This window comes from Serratia plymuthica, from assembly GCF_018336935.1.
Taxonomy (GTDB): Bacteria; Pseudomonadota; Gammaproteobacteria; order Enterobacterales; family Enterobacteriaceae; genus Serratia; species Serratia plymuthica_B.
In genome coordinates this window covers 32,115-50,149 of the sequence record NZ_CP068771.1, presented here as the reverse complement: position 1 = coordinate 50,149, position 18,035 = coordinate 32,115, and the positions used below count along the sequence as shown (strand labels likewise).

16 protein-coding genes are annotated in these 18,035 nt (G+C 49.2%); 10 read left to right on the top strand and 6 right to left on the bottom strand.

The window, feature by feature from the left end; all coding sequences use genetic code 11:
• Positions 1 to 25: 25 nt before the first annotated feature.
• The 10 genes from JK621_RS00210 (at position 26) to JK621_RS00165 (ending at position 9,617) form a co-directional block, all read left to right on the top strand.
• Positions 26 to 1,057 (top strand): type IV secretion system protein, encoded by a 1,032-nt coding sequence (locus JK621_RS00210; RefSeq protein ID WP_049112368.1) that lies wholly within the window; start codon positions 26 to 28, stop codon positions 1,055 to 1,057.
• 222 nt (positions 1,058 to 1,279) lie between these two features.
• Positions 1,280 to 1,963: a virB8 family protein gene (locus tag JK621_RS00205; protein WP_049112370.1), complete on the top strand. Its 684-nt coding sequence runs from the start codon at positions 1,280 to 1,282 to the stop codon at positions 1,961 to 1,963.
• Positions 1,963 to 2,850, top strand: a complete 888-nt coding sequence (virB9, locus tag JK621_RS00200) for a P-type conjugative transfer protein VirB9 (RefSeq protein WP_049112373.1) — start codon at positions 1,963 to 1,965, stop codon at positions 2,848 to 2,850. Before JK621_RS00205 ends, virB9 begins: the two co-directional genes overlap by 1 nt.
• Positions 2,847 to 4,151 (top strand): TrbI/VirB10 family protein, encoded by a 1,305-nt coding sequence (locus JK621_RS00195; protein WP_181523134.1) that lies wholly within the window; start codon positions 2,847 to 2,849, stop codon positions 4,149 to 4,151. The genes virB9 and JK621_RS00195 overlap by 4 nt, the downstream gene beginning before the upstream one ends.
• Positions 4,141 to 5,169, top strand: coding sequence for a P-type DNA transfer ATPase VirB11 (gene virB11 / locus JK621_RS00190; protein ID WP_049112378.1), 1,029 nt, complete (start codon positions 4,141 to 4,143; stop codon positions 5,167 to 5,169). The genes JK621_RS00195 and virB11 overlap by 11 nt, the downstream gene beginning before the upstream one ends.
• A 49-nt stretch (positions 5,170 to 5,218) precedes the next feature.
• Complete coding sequence (locus JK621_RS00185) at positions 5,219 to 5,521, top strand: TrbM/KikA/MpfK family conjugal transfer protein (RefSeq protein WP_049112402.1); 303 nt, start codon at positions 5,219 to 5,221, stop codon at positions 5,519 to 5,521.
• 18 nt (positions 5,522 to 5,539) lie between these two features.
• Entirely contained in the window at positions 5,540 to 5,845 is a 306-nt protein-coding gene (locus JK621_RS00180) for a hypothetical protein (protein WP_102024239.1), read from the top strand.
• A 747-nt stretch (positions 5,846 to 6,592) separates the two neighbouring features.
• Positions 6,593 to 8,464 (top strand): type IV secretory system conjugative DNA transfer family protein, encoded by a 1,872-nt coding sequence (locus JK621_RS00175; RefSeq protein WP_212558187.1) that lies wholly within the window; start codon positions 6,593 to 6,595, stop codon positions 8,462 to 8,464.
• Positions 8,465 to 8,475: 11 nt separating this feature from the next.
• Positions 8,476 to 9,222, top strand: a complete 747-nt coding sequence (gene mobC, locus JK621_RS00170) for a MobC family replication-relaxation protein (protein WP_064793695.1) — start codon at positions 8,476 to 8,478, stop codon at positions 9,220 to 9,222.
• A gap of 107 nt (positions 9,223 to 9,329) precedes the next feature.
• Entirely contained in the window at positions 9,330 to 9,617 is a 288-nt protein-coding gene (locus tag JK621_RS00165) for a hypothetical protein (protein WP_064793694.1), read from the top strand.
• Positions 9,618 to 9,780: 163 nt separating this feature from the next.
• Here the strand turns inward: JK621_RS00165 and JK621_RS00160 are convergent, their stop codons facing one another.
• From JK621_RS00160 to JK621_RS00135, 6 genes are all read right to left on the bottom strand, one after another.
• The gene (locus tag JK621_RS00160) at positions 9,781 to 10,725 is read right to left on the bottom strand and encodes an ArdC family protein (RefSeq protein WP_064793693.1); all 945 of its coding nucleotides are present in this window, start codon (positions 10,723 to 10,725) and stop codon (positions 9,781 to 9,783) included.
• A gap of 583 nt (positions 10,726 to 11,308) precedes the next feature.
• Positions 11,309 to 11,497 carry an IS66 family transposase gene (locus tag JK621_RS25545; protein WP_391585437.1) on the bottom strand — a complete coding sequence of 63 codons (189 nt, stop codon included), beginning with the start codon at positions 11,495 to 11,497 and terminating at the stop codon, positions 11,309 to 11,311.
• Positions 11,498 to 11,988: 491 nt separating this feature from the next.
• Positions 11,989 to 13,806, bottom strand: a complete 1,818-nt coding sequence (locus JK621_RS00150; protein ID WP_249337125.1) for a hypothetical protein — start codon at positions 13,804 to 13,806, stop codon at positions 11,989 to 11,991.
• 532 nt (positions 13,807 to 14,338) lie between these two features.
• Entirely contained in the window at positions 14,339 to 16,282 is a 1,944-nt protein-coding gene (locus tag JK621_RS00145) for a DUF3732 domain-containing protein (protein WP_064793691.1), read from the bottom strand.
• Positions 16,279 to 16,782 carry a three component ABC system middle component gene (locus JK621_RS00140; RefSeq protein WP_064793690.1) on the bottom strand — a complete coding sequence of 168 codons (504 nt, stop codon included), beginning with the start codon at positions 16,780 to 16,782 and terminating at the stop codon, positions 16,279 to 16,281. The genes JK621_RS00145 and JK621_RS00140 overlap by 4 nt, the downstream gene beginning before the upstream one ends.
• Complete coding sequence (locus JK621_RS00135; protein ID WP_064793689.1) at positions 16,782 to 17,969, bottom strand: ABC-three component system protein; 1,188 nt, start codon at positions 17,967 to 17,969, stop codon at positions 16,782 to 16,784. The genes JK621_RS00140 and JK621_RS00135 overlap by 1 nt, the downstream gene beginning before the upstream one ends.
• Between the last annotated feature and the right edge of the window lie 66 nt (positions 17,970 to 18,035).

The window sequence follows — 18,035 nt, the reverse complement described above, 5'->3', positions numbered from 1 at the left end:
CTGTTCCTGACTAATGAGAGGCACCATGTCCGGTGGTATTTTTGTTGGTATGGACAAAAACATCATGGATGGACTTAACGCCGTGTTAGAAGGTCAGTCTTCTACCTACGGCACCCTAATCAGTGCGATTATCGTCAGTTCCTTCACCCTATTTATTACGTATCGCGGGTATCAGACGCTTGGCGGCAAACTCCAGACACCGGTTGAGGATGTTGTCTGGGATGTGGGTCGTATGTTGCTTATTACTACCTTTATTTTAAACCGCGATGGCTGGCTGAATGCCATCATTGCAGCCATTGAAGGGCTTAAGGATGGCATCAGTGGCGATGATAATGTCTGGGCGCTGCTCGACACGGTGTGGGAAAAGGCACAAGCGCTGGGGCAAACGCTGTTTAATCTCGATACCTCCACCTACGTAAAAGTGAATGGCGGTTTTGCCGAGGTGCTGGTCTGGGGCGGTGCAATCTTTCTGTTATTGGCTGCAACCTTTGTCAACCTGCTCGCCGAAATCACCATTCTGTTAATGACCACCACCGCCCCACTCTTTATTTTCTGCCTGCTGTACGGTTTTCTTAAACCCATGTTTGATAACTGGCTGAAAACAATATTTACCGCAATCTTAACGATCATGTTCTCTGCCCTGTCTGTCCGGATCGCCATCAACTACCTGAGTAAAATACTGGATGCCGCCACAGCAACGTCTGCTGAAAGCAATATGGTGACCCTGGCGGCGCAATGTTTGCTGGCCGGGATTGCCGCAGGCGTCGTGGTGTATTTTTCAGCGAAAATAGCCACTGCGCTGAGCGGTGCCGCCGTACAGGCCGTGTTACAGGGTGCCGCCATGAGCGGACTGAGCGGGCTGGTCAGCAAATCTGCCGACGTCGCCAGACCCGGCATAAAGGCAGGGGGCCGACTGACCGCCAAAGGTGGCATGGCAGCAGCCGCGACAACCGGCAGGTTCATTGCCGCAGGTGCGGGCAAAGCCGTGAACGCCTGGCAGAAACGTGCCACCGCCATCGAAAGCATGAAACGCCAGAATCAGCAGCGTCACCGTTAATCCTCCCGACCGCTAATTTCTTTTCTCCGTCACGCCGTGGCCTCTGCCAGCGGTGCGGCTTTCCTGCATTTATCCGATAAGAGGCTTCCATGAAATTCAGCATCTTGCTTATGTTGCTGTGCGCGCTTACGGGCTGCGCGCAGCATCATGGCGACCTCCCGCCGGTGTCCGGCGATCCCCAGCCGGTTAATTCCCCCGCCATCATTCAGGAGCTGGCTCACCATGTCTGATATTCAGCGCATCATCAATGTCTCCCGCTCTTTTGAATCCATCCTGCTGGAAGAGGAAGAGCGTTCCCGCAAAACTGCCTGGCGGGTGGCCGCTGCCGGGCTGATTCTGGCTGCACTGGCAATTACAGCCATTCTTATTCTGCTGCCGCTGAAAACCACTGACATTGAATTGTGGTCGGTGGACAAACAGACCGGTCGTTATGAGTATATGACCCGCCTTAAAGAGCGGGATATTGCGTCTGAAAAAGCGCTGGTCCATTCACTGGCGGCACACTATGTCAGGCTCCGTGAGGGATATAATTATTTCTCCCTCCAGCGTGATTACGACGACGTACAGTTATTTAACAGCGACAGCGTGAACCGGGATTATCTGGACGGGTTTAACGGCGACCAGGCCCCGGACGTTATTTTTAATAAAGCCGAATATGTCGTCTATATCGACATTATTTCCAATGTGCATGCGCCTGCCACCGGGCCGGATAACCTGGCAACACTGCGTATTAAGCGCACCCTCCGCCGTATTTCTGATAATTCAGTGAAAACGGACTTCTGGAATATCCGCCTCACTTACCGCTATGTCCCGCATCAGCAACTGACGGACAGCCAGCGTGAAGTGAACCCGCTGGGCTTTATCGTCACCAGCTACCAGCGCGATAAAGAACTGAGGAGCGAATGATGCTGAAAAACATCCTGCTCCTGACGGGCTTACTGGCGTCATGCGCGACATGGAGCGCCGCCACCCCGCGCGGCAGCGCCTATGACAGCCGGATGCAGAACGTATCGTATAACAGCCAGAACGCCACCGTGGTGAATACCCGCCCCGGCTACGTCACCACGCTGCTGTTTGACGACGATGAAGCTGTGATTGATGTGCAAGCGGGTTTTCCCAAAGGCTGGACGGTCACGAAAAGTGATAACCGGGTGGGCGTCAGCCCGAACCCCATCACCCAGCCGGTGACGGACGCCAGCGGCAACAACGTCAGCCAGGTGTTCCTGCCCACGGCGAAGGACTGGAAGACCAACCTCTTCGTGGTGACCTCAAAGCGTGATTACAGCCTGGAGCTGAACGTGCTGGACCACGATTCCCCCGCGCAGGCGTTCGTTATCCGTTACCACTATCCGGCCGAGGTTCGCCAGCAATCCGCCGCCGCCAGCGCCGCACGTCAGACGCAGCAGCGTGAAAGACAGGAGAAGCAGCAAATAGCGGCAGCATTCGGACAGGCCAGCACGCCGCGCAACTGGCGCTACACCAAACGGGTCGCCGCCGGTTCGGCCACCATCGCACCGGATTTTGCCTGGGATGATGGTCGTTTTGCTTATATCGGTTTTTCCCCCATCAGAACCCTGCCTTCCGTTTTCCGGGTGGTTAACGGACGGGAGCAGGCGCTCACGCCCCGGACAGTTAAGCTGGGTAATTACATCGTGATGGTGGTGCCGGCAGCGCCACAACTGGTGTTGCGTTACGGCACCTCGGTGGTGGGGATCGAAAACGACGGATTCGGGCGCATCCCGATAACCCGTAGCGACACTGTTTCACCGTCCGTTACGCTGGAGGCGAAATGACCGATAAAGCTGTCCCGGATGAACCGGAAAAAACCACCGCAGAGCGGGAAGCGGAGGCCCGCGAACGCGCCCGTGCGGCAATGGCGTATCAGGAGCCGGAGCAGAAAACGCCGCCCGGCCAGCCTGAAGTGACCCGTTTCCGTAAGGCATCCGGTCGCCGCACGCTGATCGTCAGCCTGCTGAGTCTGGCGCTGGTGATCGCCCTGGCATCCGGCGGCGATCGGATTTTCAGTGCATTGAAAGGGGGTAATGAGAAAGAAGCCGACACCGCGCCGCAAACCTCCGCCGGGAAGACGCTGAATGAGCGTCAAAATCTGGGGATGGACAGTAACCCGTTTGGCCTGTTCGGGCCGCACACACAGGACAGAACAGACCCTGCCCGCCAGGCCGTCACTCCCGCACCCACCCTGCCACCGGCCCCACCCGCCCTGAACAAGGCAGCCGCACTGGCTGACGGGCTGAACAACGCCCGAACAATGCCGGGCGATAATGCACGCACGTCCCCGGGTGAAACGCGTAGCAACGCAAAAACGTCCAACGGTCCGTCATCATCCACGACATACACATCCTGTCCGTCAGTACTGTCCAGGGGAAAGGATGGCAACCTGCGCTGCCCGGAGACTGCCGCGCCGGAAACGGGTAACAACGACAATCCAGGCGTCGCCCGTGTCACCGGCGTCAAACGGCTGGGCCTCGATCCTGATCTCTATATCCCGGTGGACCGCTATATCCCGTGTTCGATGATGTGGCGCTTCGTGTCCGATGTCGGGGGGCATATTTCCTGCCTGATCAGTGAAGATGTTTACAGCGCCAGCAACCATGTGACGCTGATCCCGGCGGGAACGATCGCCCGTGGCATCTACCGCACCGGGGCGCTGCAACACGGACGCAGCCGGATGTTTGTACTGTGGACGGAGCTGCGTACGCCTGAGCCCGGCAGCCTGCAAATCCCGCTAACTGATACGCAGGCCAGCGGCCCGCTCGGCGAGGCGGGGATCGCCGGCTGGATCGACAACCACTTCTGGGAGCGCTTCGGCAATGCCCTGATGCTCAGTACCGTGCAGGACGTGGCAGCGGCGGCGTCGGATGCTGCCCCGGGGAAAGACCGCAATACCGACTACACCGAAAACACCCGCGCCGCCACGGCGGAAATGGCGAAAACGACGCTGGACAACAGCATCAATATCCCGCCCACCCTGTACCTGAATCAGGGTGATGTCATCGGCATCATGACCGGCACCGATATTGATTTCTCATCCGTCTGGCAGTTGCGACTGAAAAAGAGGTGGTATGAACGCTGAAAACCTGTCGCTGGATTTTATGAAAAACCAGCTGTTTGGTGATTTTATTGCGCAGGACGGCCTGACGGAAATTGCCGTTAACCGGCCGGGTGAACTGCATACCAAAATCCGGGGAAAATGGCGAAAACATGATTCCCCGATTACGCTGCGTCAGTGTTACGCCTTTGCCAGAGCGCTGGCGTCGTGGCAGGACGATAATATCGACGACACCTCGCCGATCCTTTCCGCCACGCTTGAATCAGGCGAGCGCATTCAGGCCATTATTCCCCCCGCATGTGAGCGTAATACCGTGTCTATTACGCTGCGCAAACCCTCATTCGGGCAGAAAACACATCAGTCATGGATTGATGCGGGATTTTATAACCGGGTAAGCGGTCAGGAGCGAACGGAAGGCAAAGATGTTGAACTGACCCGCTATTATCAGAGTGAGGATATGCCCCGCTTTATGGAAAAAGCGGTGGAATACGGTAAAACGATTTTTATTGTGGGTGAAACAGGCTCCGGTAAAACCACCTATATGAAAACGCTGCTGCACTCTATTCCCCGGCACCTCAGGCTGACCACCATCGAGGATAATCCCGAAATCCGGTTCTATCACCACACCAATTATGTCCATCTCTTTTATCCGGCGGATGCCGGGGATAATGCTATTGTCACGCCCGGCAGGCTGATACGCGCCAATTATCGTATGAACCCTGACCGGATATTACTGGCTGAAATTCGCGGACAAGAAGCCTGGGATGCGCTGAAAATCGTCGGTTCCGGGCATGAGGGATTGATGACCTCCCTGCATGCGGGCAGCCCGGAAGAATGTATTGAAGGGTTAATTGACCGCTGCTATGAAAACCCCGACTGCCGGAACATGCCTTTCGACGTGCTGTTACGCAAGGTGCTTAAGAGCGTTGATGTGATAGTCAGCATTGATATTCACGGTGACATACGCCGGATGAGTGATGTTTATTTTAAACCCGTTCATCTCAATGACATGAGAGGTGTATTCAGTAAAGGTCTTCAATAAATAAATTATCGAATTACGCAACCCTCGTTTAAATATGAAGATGACCGAAATGAAAAAAGTAATACCCTCCGTATTATTACTCAGCGCTATGGCGTCATGTTCCACCTCCGTCATGGCCGCTGACGCCTGTAAAGTGGTGTTATGCATGTACGGTAAAGCCACCGGTAACGGCGGCGGCAATGAATGCCATTCGGCCGAACGTTCATTCTTTAATATCGTGGAAAAGAACAAGCACGGTTTTCTGCCGGACCACACTGCCGATGCCAGAAAATCATTTTTACTTGAGTGCGATTCGGCAGACCCGGCAATTATCAGCCAGATAATCAGTAAATTTGGCCGCGTGCGTAGTTAATTAGCGGAGGTTATCTTTATGACCAACCCGGGTTTTATTCAGCATCCCTGGACACGTCAGCGTGGGGATTCCATGCGCGCAGCCTGTGTTATTGAGCACATTGAAAATGAGGCGATGCACGGATGCGGCCTTTATTATGAAATTTATCACTACCGGGTTGTCTGCCGGTTATTGCAGTTGATGCAAACGCTGAATGCCACCGACAGAATAACGCTGACAGAGGAAGCCAACCGGCGAGGGTTTACGCTGGATGAAACCAGCATTAAAGAAAGTCGTCAGTGTTATTCCGACATCATCAGGGAAATCCGTGAGAGCCACTATTAACCCCCTGCTTTGATTTTATTCGCGGATCCCCTATGGCACCGGAATATTTTAGCCGAGTCCGGCTTAAGGCGTGGTGGTTTTCAGGTTTTTACGGCCCCACATTTTTCGCGGATTAAGGCGTGAAGAAATGCGGGCCGTAAAAATGAGGCAGCGGACAGAATTATTTTCGCGGGTTAAGGAGCGAAAATAGTTCAGGCACCGCGCCTCACCGGCAAACAGCCGCGCCCACGCGGATTTTGTCGGCCGGGGGGAGCCGAATAAATTTCGCCGCCCCAGCGAGCGAAAAGCTGTCGCCCACGACAGCGGTTTATTTGGGGGGCATAGCCCCGCACACCGTCGCGGCTAAGTCTCCGGCCAAAAGCCGGTAGCGTGGCGCGACCACCCTCTTTAAAGGTCAGCTTCCCTTTTATTCCCGCGGCGAGGAACGAGCTAAGGGAAGAAAAAGGCGAAAGCGACCGTCTTAAAGGGGGTGGTCGCGCGTAGCGGGCGACGGTGTGCCGCCGTTGACGTTGGGGGTTTTGGCACGGCGTCCAGCCGCGACATTACCCCCATGTGACAGGCCATAAGGGCGTCCAGCCCGCATGTACTGGTGCACGCCGTTTCGTGCAGGAAAGCATGCTTCCCTGCACATGGCCGCAACGCGGCCACCTTCTTTACCCCATACGCTCGCCCCGCCTTTTCGCCCAACACCGTGGGGCGAACTGATGGGGCGATGTCATGGGGCGAACTGCTGACGAAGGAGGCATCGTGATTTTGAATAAGCTGGCCGTTTCACTGTCGCCGATAGTGAATGGCGCGCTGAGCTTCATTGCTTTTATGCAACAGCATCAGCTGATGCTAGCGCTGTTATCGGGGCTGACGATGCCGTTTTTCGCGTCGATGAAAAGCGATGAACGGCAAAAAGCCCCGTTGTGGCAAAAGCTGATTATTGCTTTCTCCATAGTCTGTTTTCTTTGCGGTACGATGGGGCCGGTACTTATCTGGATTTTCCAGTGGCTTTATCGGGGCCGTGTTATCGCCAGCATTCCCGTTCTGGCATGGCCGGTGCTGATTACCTTTACCGTAACAGGTTTTATTTTCCATATTCTGCTGCGCAGGGTATTAACCCCTGAATTAGATAAAATAAAGAAACGCCTCGTCAGGAAAACCACGCTTGAACGGGAATTACGCACCGATGTCCGTACTGTGAAATCCCTGCTGCCGGAAACATTGCATTATGACCCGCTGGATTATATCGACCTGAACAAAGGGTTATTTATTGGCATGGACCGCGATATTCAGCCGATGTACCTGCCGTTAAAAGACTGGCAAAAACAACACGCGGATATCATCGGCACCACCGGCGCCGGTAAAGGCGTTGCCACCGGGATATTACTTTACCAAAGTATTCTGGCCGGTGAAGGCGTATTTGTTATGGACCCCAAGGATGATGAATGGGCACCACACCTTTACCGAAAAGCCTGTGAAGATGCAGGGAAGCCCTTTGCCTTAATTGACCTGAGGAAACAGGCATACCAGTTAAACCTGATTGAAGAGATCACCGCCGATGAACTGGAAGAGCTTTTTGTTGCTGGTTTCAGTCTGGCAGAGAAAGGTCAGGAGTCGGACTTTTATCGCATTGATGACCGGAAAGCGGCCCGGATAGCCGCGCAGTTTGTCACCCGTAATACTGCCTCAACCATTCGGGATGTGTATAACGGAGACTACGTTCAGGGCATTGCAGATAAGATAAAAGCCTTTTTCGGGAAAATTGAAGAGCTGGCCTTACTCAATGCCATTAATGTCCCCACCGGATTTTCGCTTAATACGATATTTGAGGAAGGTGGTTGCTGTTATGTGATTGGTTCAATGCGCAACAGCAAAATCATTACCGCGCAGCGCATGCTGCTGGTTCGCCTGTACCAGCTGGCAGAAAGGCGTGAGCGAGTGAAAGACGTGCCCCGCCCCATTGCTATTTATCTTTCGGAACTGAAATACCATTTATCCAGGCCCGCGCTGGAAGGTTTAGGCGCGGCACGCGATAAAGGCGTGCATATTATTATGGACCATCAGTCGATTGCCGATTTAAAAGATTGTCCGGCAGATTTGAAAGGTGACGCCGTTGTCGGTGCGGTGGTTGAGAACGCCAAATTCAAACTGGTTTACCGTGTCATGGACCCGGACACCGCGGAATGGGTAGCCAGGATGTCAGGCACCATATTAGTCGATGATGAGGTCCGCAAAGCGAAAACCGATGCCGTGCTGACAGAGACTATCGACGATGAACGCACCATCAGGCAGGCCGAGCGTTTCTTTACCGACAGCAATATGATCTTGAACCTACCCGATTTTGTCAGCTTCATCTTTACGACAAAAGCACTCCCGGCTGCTTCGCTGATTTCGCCCATCAGGGTGAAAAAACGCGAACTGGAGATCAGTGCAGTGTCGCCCGCGATTGCCGCCAGCGCCGCAACGGTAAACATCACCCTGGATTTTAACGAGGAGGAAACCTCCCCCCGACCGTCATCAACGCCGGATATCACCAAAACTCGGCCTGATCTTTTTTTTGATACGGACGAAAAAGATACAACAACACCGATTGCCGATAAAGAGGATAACCCGTCATTGCTGGATTTTTAAAGGGGGGAATGATGCTGATCACCGCATACCGCGAACGCCAGACGCGACACCGCGAAAAAATACAAAAACTGCTGAATTTCCTGAAAGAAGAGACGTACAGTGACTTTAAAACACTGATGCTTCTCTTCGGCTTCAGGGATCATAAATCGCTGTATTCCCTGCTTTCAAAAGTCGAGGGCATGGGGTTAATACAAAAGCACGTCCTGGTATCACGCACGATGAAAATTTCATTGTGGGGCATTACCAGTGACGGGATAGCCGTTGTGTTAACACCCGACGATGCACTTTTCCCGGCGCGGTTTGAGCCGTCAAAAGTTACCGGCTGGACGCTGGAGCATCACCTCGATAATCAGGTCGCCCGGATCACCCTTGAGCAAAAAGGCGCATCCGGGTGGATCAACGGCGATCGCACAACCTTCCTCAGTCGTTACCAGGTCAGTCACCGGCCGGATGGGCTGATCACCTTTCCCGGCGGCACCGTGATCGCCATAGAGACCGAGCGCCGCCTAAAAACTAAAGCCCGTTATCAGTCGATCATCGCCAGCCATTTACTGGCCCGGACCCGTAAAGACTGGATTTACGTTTTCTATATCGTGCCGGATCCGCAGAAAAAGCGCGGTCTTGAACGGTTGTTTGACAGCATCCGGCACGTCATCGTTAACCACCAGCACATCCCGCTGGAAACCCGCCACCGAAATGTCTTCCGCATCTACACGCTCGACGAGTTGCAACGGCTGGATTTAGGCAACTTCATATAGTTGTTCTGTTTCACCAACTGCCCCAACCAGCCCACCAGCAGTGCAACGACCAGAAGTAATGCCCTACCGAAATACTCCCCCATCATCAGAATAGACAGGAGTCCAGAATGAACAGAGAAACTGACCGACTTTCGGACGTACTAACCGAAATGAGCGCAAAAGCGCTGGTCACATGGATGACGCATTCCGCATTGCGGGACATACCGCGCGAAGCATTATTGGAACGCGGCAACGATTTTGTATATGCCCTGCACGCAAATTTTGTGCTGCTACGTGATCTTCTGTCAGAAACGCTGGAAGATATTGAGCAGCAAAGTCATGGCCTCGAAGAAAGACTAGATTGCCTGGAGCAGCGGCTGCAGACGCTCCAGGCAGTTACTGATAACAGAGAATAGCTGCCCGTTCAGTCCTATCCGTGTGGCTTGCTTTATTCCACTGTAGTGACATGACTGTTCGGTGCTCGCCTGGCTGCGCTCCGCCTCACTCATGTCTCTACAGCGTTACTGGTCAAGCCTATCCCTGCACACAAAGCCGCATTCCTTTGCGGCCACTTCCTGCTCAGATTTTATCAATTAAATAACGATGCGCTTTCGATGCCGCGCTGGCGGCCTTGAAAATATAGCGTTTGTCGTTCTTCAGTGCTTTCAGCCAGGAAGCAATATAACTTTCATGCTGAACCTCTCCGACAATCCCCAGGTCCGCCATCAGGAACGCGCTTCCCAGTTCGGCGATCAACTCCTCAAAAGCATAATCCTCACTGCCAAACTTCCCTCTCATTTCTCGGTTCAGCCGACTTTTGGCCCCGCTCCAGTGAACCAGCTCATGCAGGCCAGTAGCGTAGAAATTGGCAGCATCGCTAAAAAGACGACGTTCCGGTAAATGGATTTCATCGGTTGACGGTGCGAAAAAGGCGTTTTGTCCCTTCTCAATGATGGTTGCACCACTGTTACGGAAAAGCGCTTCCGCACGCGGTAACGACTCAAAGGTCTCTGCCGGGCAAACTGCTTTGTCACTCAGAGGCAAACCGTCAATTTGCCCAACATTAAACACGGTAAAAGTTTTCAGCATCGGGATATAGTCAGTTTCTCCTTCGTTATTTTCCCTTTCCAACATGGTATAGAAAATAGCTGTTGTGCCGTGTTCTCCCTTACGTACCTGCCCGCCTTCCGTTTTTGCCTGTTTGTAGGTCATCCAACGCGAATCATTGAATCCCTGTTCTGACGCACTGCACCACAACAACATGATATTCATTCCACTGTAACCCATACCAGTTGCGTAATTGGACGGTAAACCCGACATACCAGGGGTACGCTGCCACGGACACGCCCAGGGTTTAACACCAGTTTCCAGTGCCGCAATGATGCTGTCAGTGACGGTCTGATAAATATCAGTTTTGGTTTTGGAAAATTTCGTTTTTGAGGAGCCTGACGGGTCCAGCGGGGATACGCTGGTCGCTGCTGCGGTGTTAGGGGCGCTAGCCTGGGTATGCAGGGAAATAGTCATGATTTTTTCTCCGTCAGTGGTGTGATTTTCGTCTTCGAATCGCCTGACGGTTCGCTTTCCCGACATCGTTCCGGCCCGCAAGGGCGCAGAATGCGTGCTATTTACCCTTGCGGGACGGGTTGTGTTGGGAAACGATTAGCCGGAAGCTGATACGGGAACGAAAAGCACACGGAAGGAAAAGATATGACCTACATAGCCGGGCGTAGCGCCCCTTGGTTCGCAGCGGTGAAATGGGTTGAAGGTTGTGATTTAGAAAATGAATTTCACTGTATAACTTCAGACCTGATGTAGCAGTGTTCTGAGGTAGAACACACTCAAGTCTGACACTCATCTTTAACGAAAGCGGACGTTAGAGAGTACACACTAGGCATAAAGCTACGCCACAAGGGTATATCTCTTGAAGAAAAATGGAATGACTATATCGATAAGCGTTAAGTGAACGCCGTATTGACGGTTATTTATCGGTGAGAACCACGTTCCATGGCAGCAATTCGGCCACTTTATTTGTAGACGCCTTCGGCAGTACGCCAGGATATGGTGCAGATAAGCCTCAGGGTCAATACATTGAGTTTGCACGTGCCTATCAGCCCATAAAGCAGTGCGCCGCGCTCACCGCCATTGTCACTACCGAAGAATATATAATTCTTTTCCCCAGACAGACCTCTCTCAGCGCCCGCTCCGCATCATCATTATCAGGTTCCACCGGCCCGTCATCGCAGTAATAACACAGAGCACCCCACTGATTGAACGCATAAGCGAACGCCACCCCCAACCGGGATTTCTACGACAGTGTCGCGCTTTTCTCTATCAACCACTTATGCAGCGAAGCCAACTGCGGTTTGCTCGGGGATTGCCTGGCAGCTAGGCGCTCTGATGCCGGGAGCCCGCGTATTTCTGGCCTCAGCCTTATTTAAGGTCATGATAAAATCCCACATATTCAAGTGCTGACTTTTCAAGGGATTATCCTATAGGATCAGTTGCCTTCCTGTTGGCGCGTAACTTAAAGCTCATCAATTCAGCTTATGAGTTTTTTATTATTTATTCTCATAGCTCTGCGATTGATACCTGATCAAAAGAGTAGTATCAATTGTCTCCTTCTAAATAAAGCATGCTGTATAGAGCTTGAAATTTAATCTATTGAGATTGGATACATAGAGTTTGATGCACCTTTCAAACAAATTCCAAACCTCCAATCGATAGTATAAATTAGGAATATTCATCGGTATTGTTTTGAGAGGTTTTCTACCCCTCTCAAAATGTTTTCTAGTTATCGCAATAAATAATTGGAACAGCATTAGCCTCTTTTACAGCATGAGAAAAAGAAGACAAGATCCATAGCAGTTGAATCACATGAGGCTTAACCGGTTTTTTTCTTCGCAAATTAATGAACTCGCGTTCTATCTCTTTTTTGGATAAAAATGAACAGCTAAGAATGCATTTTCTATGCAATTTAACATCCTTAAAAAGGTCGTCAAGGTATTTTTTAATGTTTTTAGTGTCACCTTTTCTTACCTTTTTTATCTTGGTTGACACTGACTTTTTATTGTAAACTCCAGTATAGTTTTTATTAAATTTTGTTTTTAATTTAACAGTAAAATCAGCAGTGTTAAAATACATATATCCAAGATTTTTTATACCCTGACCAACAACGTCATGAAGTTTACTTGCTGATGTGCTTTTGTCACCATGCTTTGAATGAATGAAACAAATGCATGAATCCGCTTTATTAAATGTGATATGGTCTGCCCATTCATTCCCTAAGTCATCGCAAAAAATGTAATCATCCCCACTATGAATGTTTTCCACCACATCAAACATGGAATCATTAGAGAACTTATCCATTCCTTTTAAAAGCAAACCTTTCTCACTTAAAACGTTTTTTATATTAGCTTTAGGGACAAGCATTTCTAATATGCTATTGATTTCCGATATGCCTGAAGAGTCTTCGAAACAATTACCCATAAAATACATATAGCATGGGTCAGTAAACGTAATGCTGTAGAAACCATTTTTAAAGATAAAACTTTGCAAAGTTATATCTTTAGAGTTGTACGAAACTTTTATTTTTTTTAGAACAGTAGAGTCAATCGTTAGTGTTTTGTTGTTTTTTCGTACCTTAGCCTTACCAAGCGGCACTTGAATAGTCAAGTCAGGTTTTATTTCATAAACTTTTTCAAGTTTATGAAGCAACCGATTTACTTGTATTTCATTTAGAATGCAATCGGATCCATCAGGCAATTTGTATTTTAGTATGGCGCCTTCCGATTGTAACTTTTCATATAATGAAGTACTTTCTATTAATAAGGCACTTGGCACAGTAGAGCTTAAAACCTCACTTAAATCTTTTTGTTTTGCAAAAGAATTGAGGAAGTCCTTAACCCCTCCACCTTGCCTTATCAGACAAAGTTGATTATAAGACCATGTCGCAATTTCATCGAAATTAACTCTCTGTGACGCCTCTACCAATCGTCCTGAACCAGAGATTGTCTTAATTATTGCACCTTGCCTAAGTTTTAAGTAGTAAGGTATTGACCTGCCAGCAGCATGAGTAGAGTAAGAACCTTTAAGATCTGCTGATTCTGCAGATCTATTTCTGATTGCCTTATCTGAATTAGTTATTGTTCTTGTGGATATTTTTTGGAATAAAACATCAGAATCATTAAAGGTGCTAGCCAATAAATTACTCGATACTAAATTAAAACTTCTTTCAATATCATCTGAAATATTTGCACAGCTTTTCTTTATTATTGCCACACTATTATCAAACTCAAGAATTAATATAAAAGCATAAATTTTATCTTGGTAGTTCTCTCCGCCCTCGATCTCCCCAATAAAATACACTGGCTTGAGTGTTGGGAAGATTCGCAATGAATATTTATACGGGATATCATTTTCAATTAATCTTTTTTCAATTCTAAATTCCTCTAATAGGTAATCACTACCAGGTTCAATATTGTCATCTGCAGCATCCAAAATATTAGTTATTTCAACGTCTGTTATTGTTCTGTTTCGATTGTCTTCTGGTATTACTAAGTTATAGAATTGAATGTTTTTTGTAAGTTCTAATCTATCAATCATCATAAAACTCCTGTTAGTATTTGGCACATTTTCATGATTGTACATTCCCTTATAAATCACACCATTAATATCTATCTATCATAAGGTTGAACAGGCGAATCGCTAATGGAAGATTACTCTTACCGACGAGGTTCTCGCCCAACAAGACTATGTTGCCCGTCAGAGGGATATTAACTGTCTCAAAATCACGAAAGTTGAGTATCTTTAAATTTGCAAAACACATAACAACCCCTATAAATCAACCTATCAAATCTAGCCATCATATTTTTACTAAATTTATTGCTTTGGCACAGCACTGCAGCAAGTTATAGTTAATGCCTCAATTGGATTTATGTTCCAGCGTTCACATTCTCATGCAGAGCCAAACCTTATCTTCTCCAGACCTACTTACAAATCTTTCGCCTGCCTAGACGTCGTTGTTCCAGTTAAACCTTCATTACTTCAGTCACCGGATAGTAGCTATCCCCGCCAACATAGCACAGTGTTCTTACGCTCAGAAATAAGTGCGCTGTAGGCTCAAATTTGCGTCTTGCCATTATTTCTGGGGTGTTATCCAGCTTGTTGGAATAAGTTTTACGCCATTACGCCAGCGATCAGAGACTGCAGCCTGAAACCAGTCATCTTTAAGGTCTGCATGGTCCATAACTATTATCTGTAAATCAGGGGCGAGCGTTTTAGCAGCGTGGTTGATTAGGCTGAACAGCCGATTTACAGCGTTCTGATCTTCATTCTTCAGAGCGTCAATAGACCCATCATTATCTTTTTCAGGTGGATAATGCGCCTGCGATGGCTGGTCGAGAATTAGAAATCCTGGCACGGGGCGTTTTTTTTGACGGAACCAGCGATGAAGGGCCAGATGAGCCAAAATATGGTAGCCGACCCAATTTTCCCCGCTGCCCATACGGAAAAGTGGTACCGGTCCGTCCAAGGTATCTGCCACAACGGTGAGTTTGCGAATATCTAGACGCAGGTTGCTTCCCTGATGTTCTAGATCGAGAAGTTCCGAATATTCAGTCATATAACGGCCGATTATATTGAGGAAGGCCGCAAGTTTCTCTCGTACAGCAGTCGGATCCAATTTTTTTTCAAGGAAACTTACAGTCAATTGCTGATTTTCTAACCGGGTGCGAAGACCCGAATACTGCTCTGCATCGCTGACAGTTTCAAGATACTGTGCGATTTTCCCCAGAGTCCGCGCCTGCAGCATAAAGTTTTCCTGCTGTACTCGCAGATATTCAGCTTGTTGGATGCAATCACTGATTTTTTTCTGATTCTCTCGAAGATTATTGAGGAGAGTATTTTCCTGTATTTGGAGGGCTGCTAAGCGCTTCTGGAGCCTTGGATTTTCTGCTTCTACCGCCTCAAGTTGTCGGCTCAATTCACTGAGTGAATGGTTGAGTTGAGCAACAGAAGGAGGAACGTTTTCGAGGTGACTTTCGCAAAGAGGACAAAGCTGCGATACCTCTGAGGACTTTATCAAATTCACTACGCTGAGTCTTGCACGCTGCTCCCGCGCCTCTCGCTCATAGCCGGTTGATTCTGAGGTAAACGCCCGCGTTTCACGAATCTCGCTATTCAGTCTCTCAAGCTCAGTACGCATCCCTTGACGTTCTGAGCGCAGTCGCATCAATATGTCATCATGATCACTTACTACAACTGCATCTGAAAATACTCCTCGCTCGCTCAAGCTTTGGAGCAGAGTCATGCAGGCCTCATAGTTTACAACTACGGTTCGATCGTCGGTAAGCCCTGCCATTTTAGCTTCTTCAAGAAGAGCTTTTGCACGCGGAAATGTGGCGTCATCCAGCGATTCAGCTTCCCGTACCAACCTTTCAAGCTGACGCAGTAGTTTTCGCGCATCGTCCAATTGGGCTTGCTGTAAGAGCCGCTCTTCATCCATTGCGCCAAGAAAATAAGGAAAGGTGTCCCGGATAGCCTGCGCTATAAAACCATCATCTTGGCGATGAAACAGACGCTGTTTGTTATCAATATCGTTCTGATCCTGGAAACAAAAAAGAAGCGAGTGGCGGAAATTTGCCTCCAGAGAGGGTCGCGTAGGACTCGGGGGACGGTGTTCGTTTTCATTAATGCCGATTGCCGTTCCCAGAAATTTCTCCACAGCGTTGACTGTAGTGTTTTTGTGGAGAGTTGCGCCATCGGGAATCGACAGGGAGCTCCCGCGGGCAATATAGATGTCGCCGTGAGACTGTGTACCGGCATCTGGATTGCGTCGCGCGATAAAGATTTGGCTATCATTCAGTTGAAAAAGGATCCCATACCATTGTGTACATTTGCGGATAACGCCATCGGCTACGTAACATTCGCTTCGCCCGGTAACGTAATCAATAATATCAATTATTGCTGATTTACCCGTTTTGGATGCGCCGGTCAAGATGTTCAGTTGACCGGGATGAAGGGTGATTTCACGACGTTCTCCCCCGTGGTTGTAAATCACAAGGCTGGCTATCTGAAGACTCATGGCGCTATCCCCCATGCAGCATAAATAGTCGCTGTTGTACCAGCTGCTGCGAGCCAACGCCCCAGAAATGCCGCACGCTCAATGCATTCTCCGGCTTCCTGAGTAAACAGCGGCGTTCGTTTTTCTGAAGGTGAGAGCAGTTTAGCTCCTTTCTTTAAGTCACCATTTTCATCCAAGCAAAGAGCGCTTTGCCTTGTGCCAAATAATATGCTCTCACGGGTAATACCGTTTAGCCGCCTGACTCTGTCGGGGAAATTAATCATCGTATCTCGGTTGTCCTGGCACCATGCCATTAGTGACGTTACGGTTGTAGCAGGCAGAGCCTTGCGTGTTTTCTGATGAAGAATTATCGGAAGGATTATAAAGGCTAGTGCAAAGGGTAAAGAGCAACCGGTCTTTTTATTGAATTCTGACGATGTATTGGCTATAAGCAATACGCAGAAAGCTGGGTTGAAGAGGTAGCTCTCCTCGATGGGACGGGAAGACCAAGGCTCCATCATCAATCCTCTCCTTTCTGTTCATCACTATTATTCTGCATGAAGTCAGGGTGCCACCCCACTGCGTATCGGTTAGCCAAAATATGGTAGCTTCCGTGGGTAAGAAACCGCTCTCGTAGGCTGCGGAGAGGAAAACATGCCTGCTGTTCTGCCCATGTGAACAGGTCCTTTCCAGAACGTATACGATCGGACTCATCACTATCAGGTAATAAATCGTCTTTCTGTGCGGCGAATCGTGGTTGCCAAGCCTCTATCAGGTCTTGCTCGAACGTTTTAAGCTCATCATTAAGCAATAATTCTTCTCTTACCCATTTTGAGCGTTGCTCTGAAGCTCGGTAATAATCACGGATGGCATACTCAATACGGGCCGAACCGAGATTTATCTTACGCAATTGATTGACAAAGGGTCGACTATCTAGCTGAGCGATCACTTCTTGAGGAGGAGAAAATGACCGAAAATCTACAGGTAATGAGGAACGTCGAAACTCCTCTCGCAGTTCATCAATGCGGGATTCAATAGCCAGCACTGGGATGCTGCCCACCTCATTGCCGCTGAGCATACGTATCACTTGGTCGAACCACCAGCCTTCTAAACGCTCGGTGAAAATTTCGATATGCTGTCTTCCTACAGCACGGTGCAACTGCCGGTAAATATCTTCTTTAACATCAGTAATCGAAGGAGATCTATCAAGTACATATATTGATCTTAACAGAGCAAATCGAGCCTCCTCCGGTAAGAGCTTATAGGCGTTGAAAGCTTCTTGTAGCGCGCGGTTATTTGAACTGTTTGCAGTCGTGAGTAACAAAAAATCGGCTTGAGCCTCGTTACGACTTTCTGTTCGTAATAGAAAAGATGCCGAATTCGAAGGTGCCAAACCAGTTGTTATTAGGAAGTGACGAGTTCTTGAGAAACCGCCACTATCGGTGGCTACACTTTTTATCCAGATGAGTAGCGTTTTCCAAAGGTCAGCGCTGCTGTCAGTCAGCTTTCCAGTTTTGGCTTTATGATGTTTGGTCTGGATAAGATGAATCGGTAAGCCGTTTGCCTCAAAAGCTATATCATCAAACTTTTCAATTGAAATCCTGAACTCTGGTGAATCCAGAGTAGCTTCCAGTCCTTTTAGCAATGCGTAGCGACACTGATACAGATAGCCAGTGGCCGACGCGCTGGCCTCATGCGCGTTACTCATCCCGTCACTCCGTTAATTTATCTATAATATTTTCTAACTGAAATCCAATCAATTTACTACTGTCAA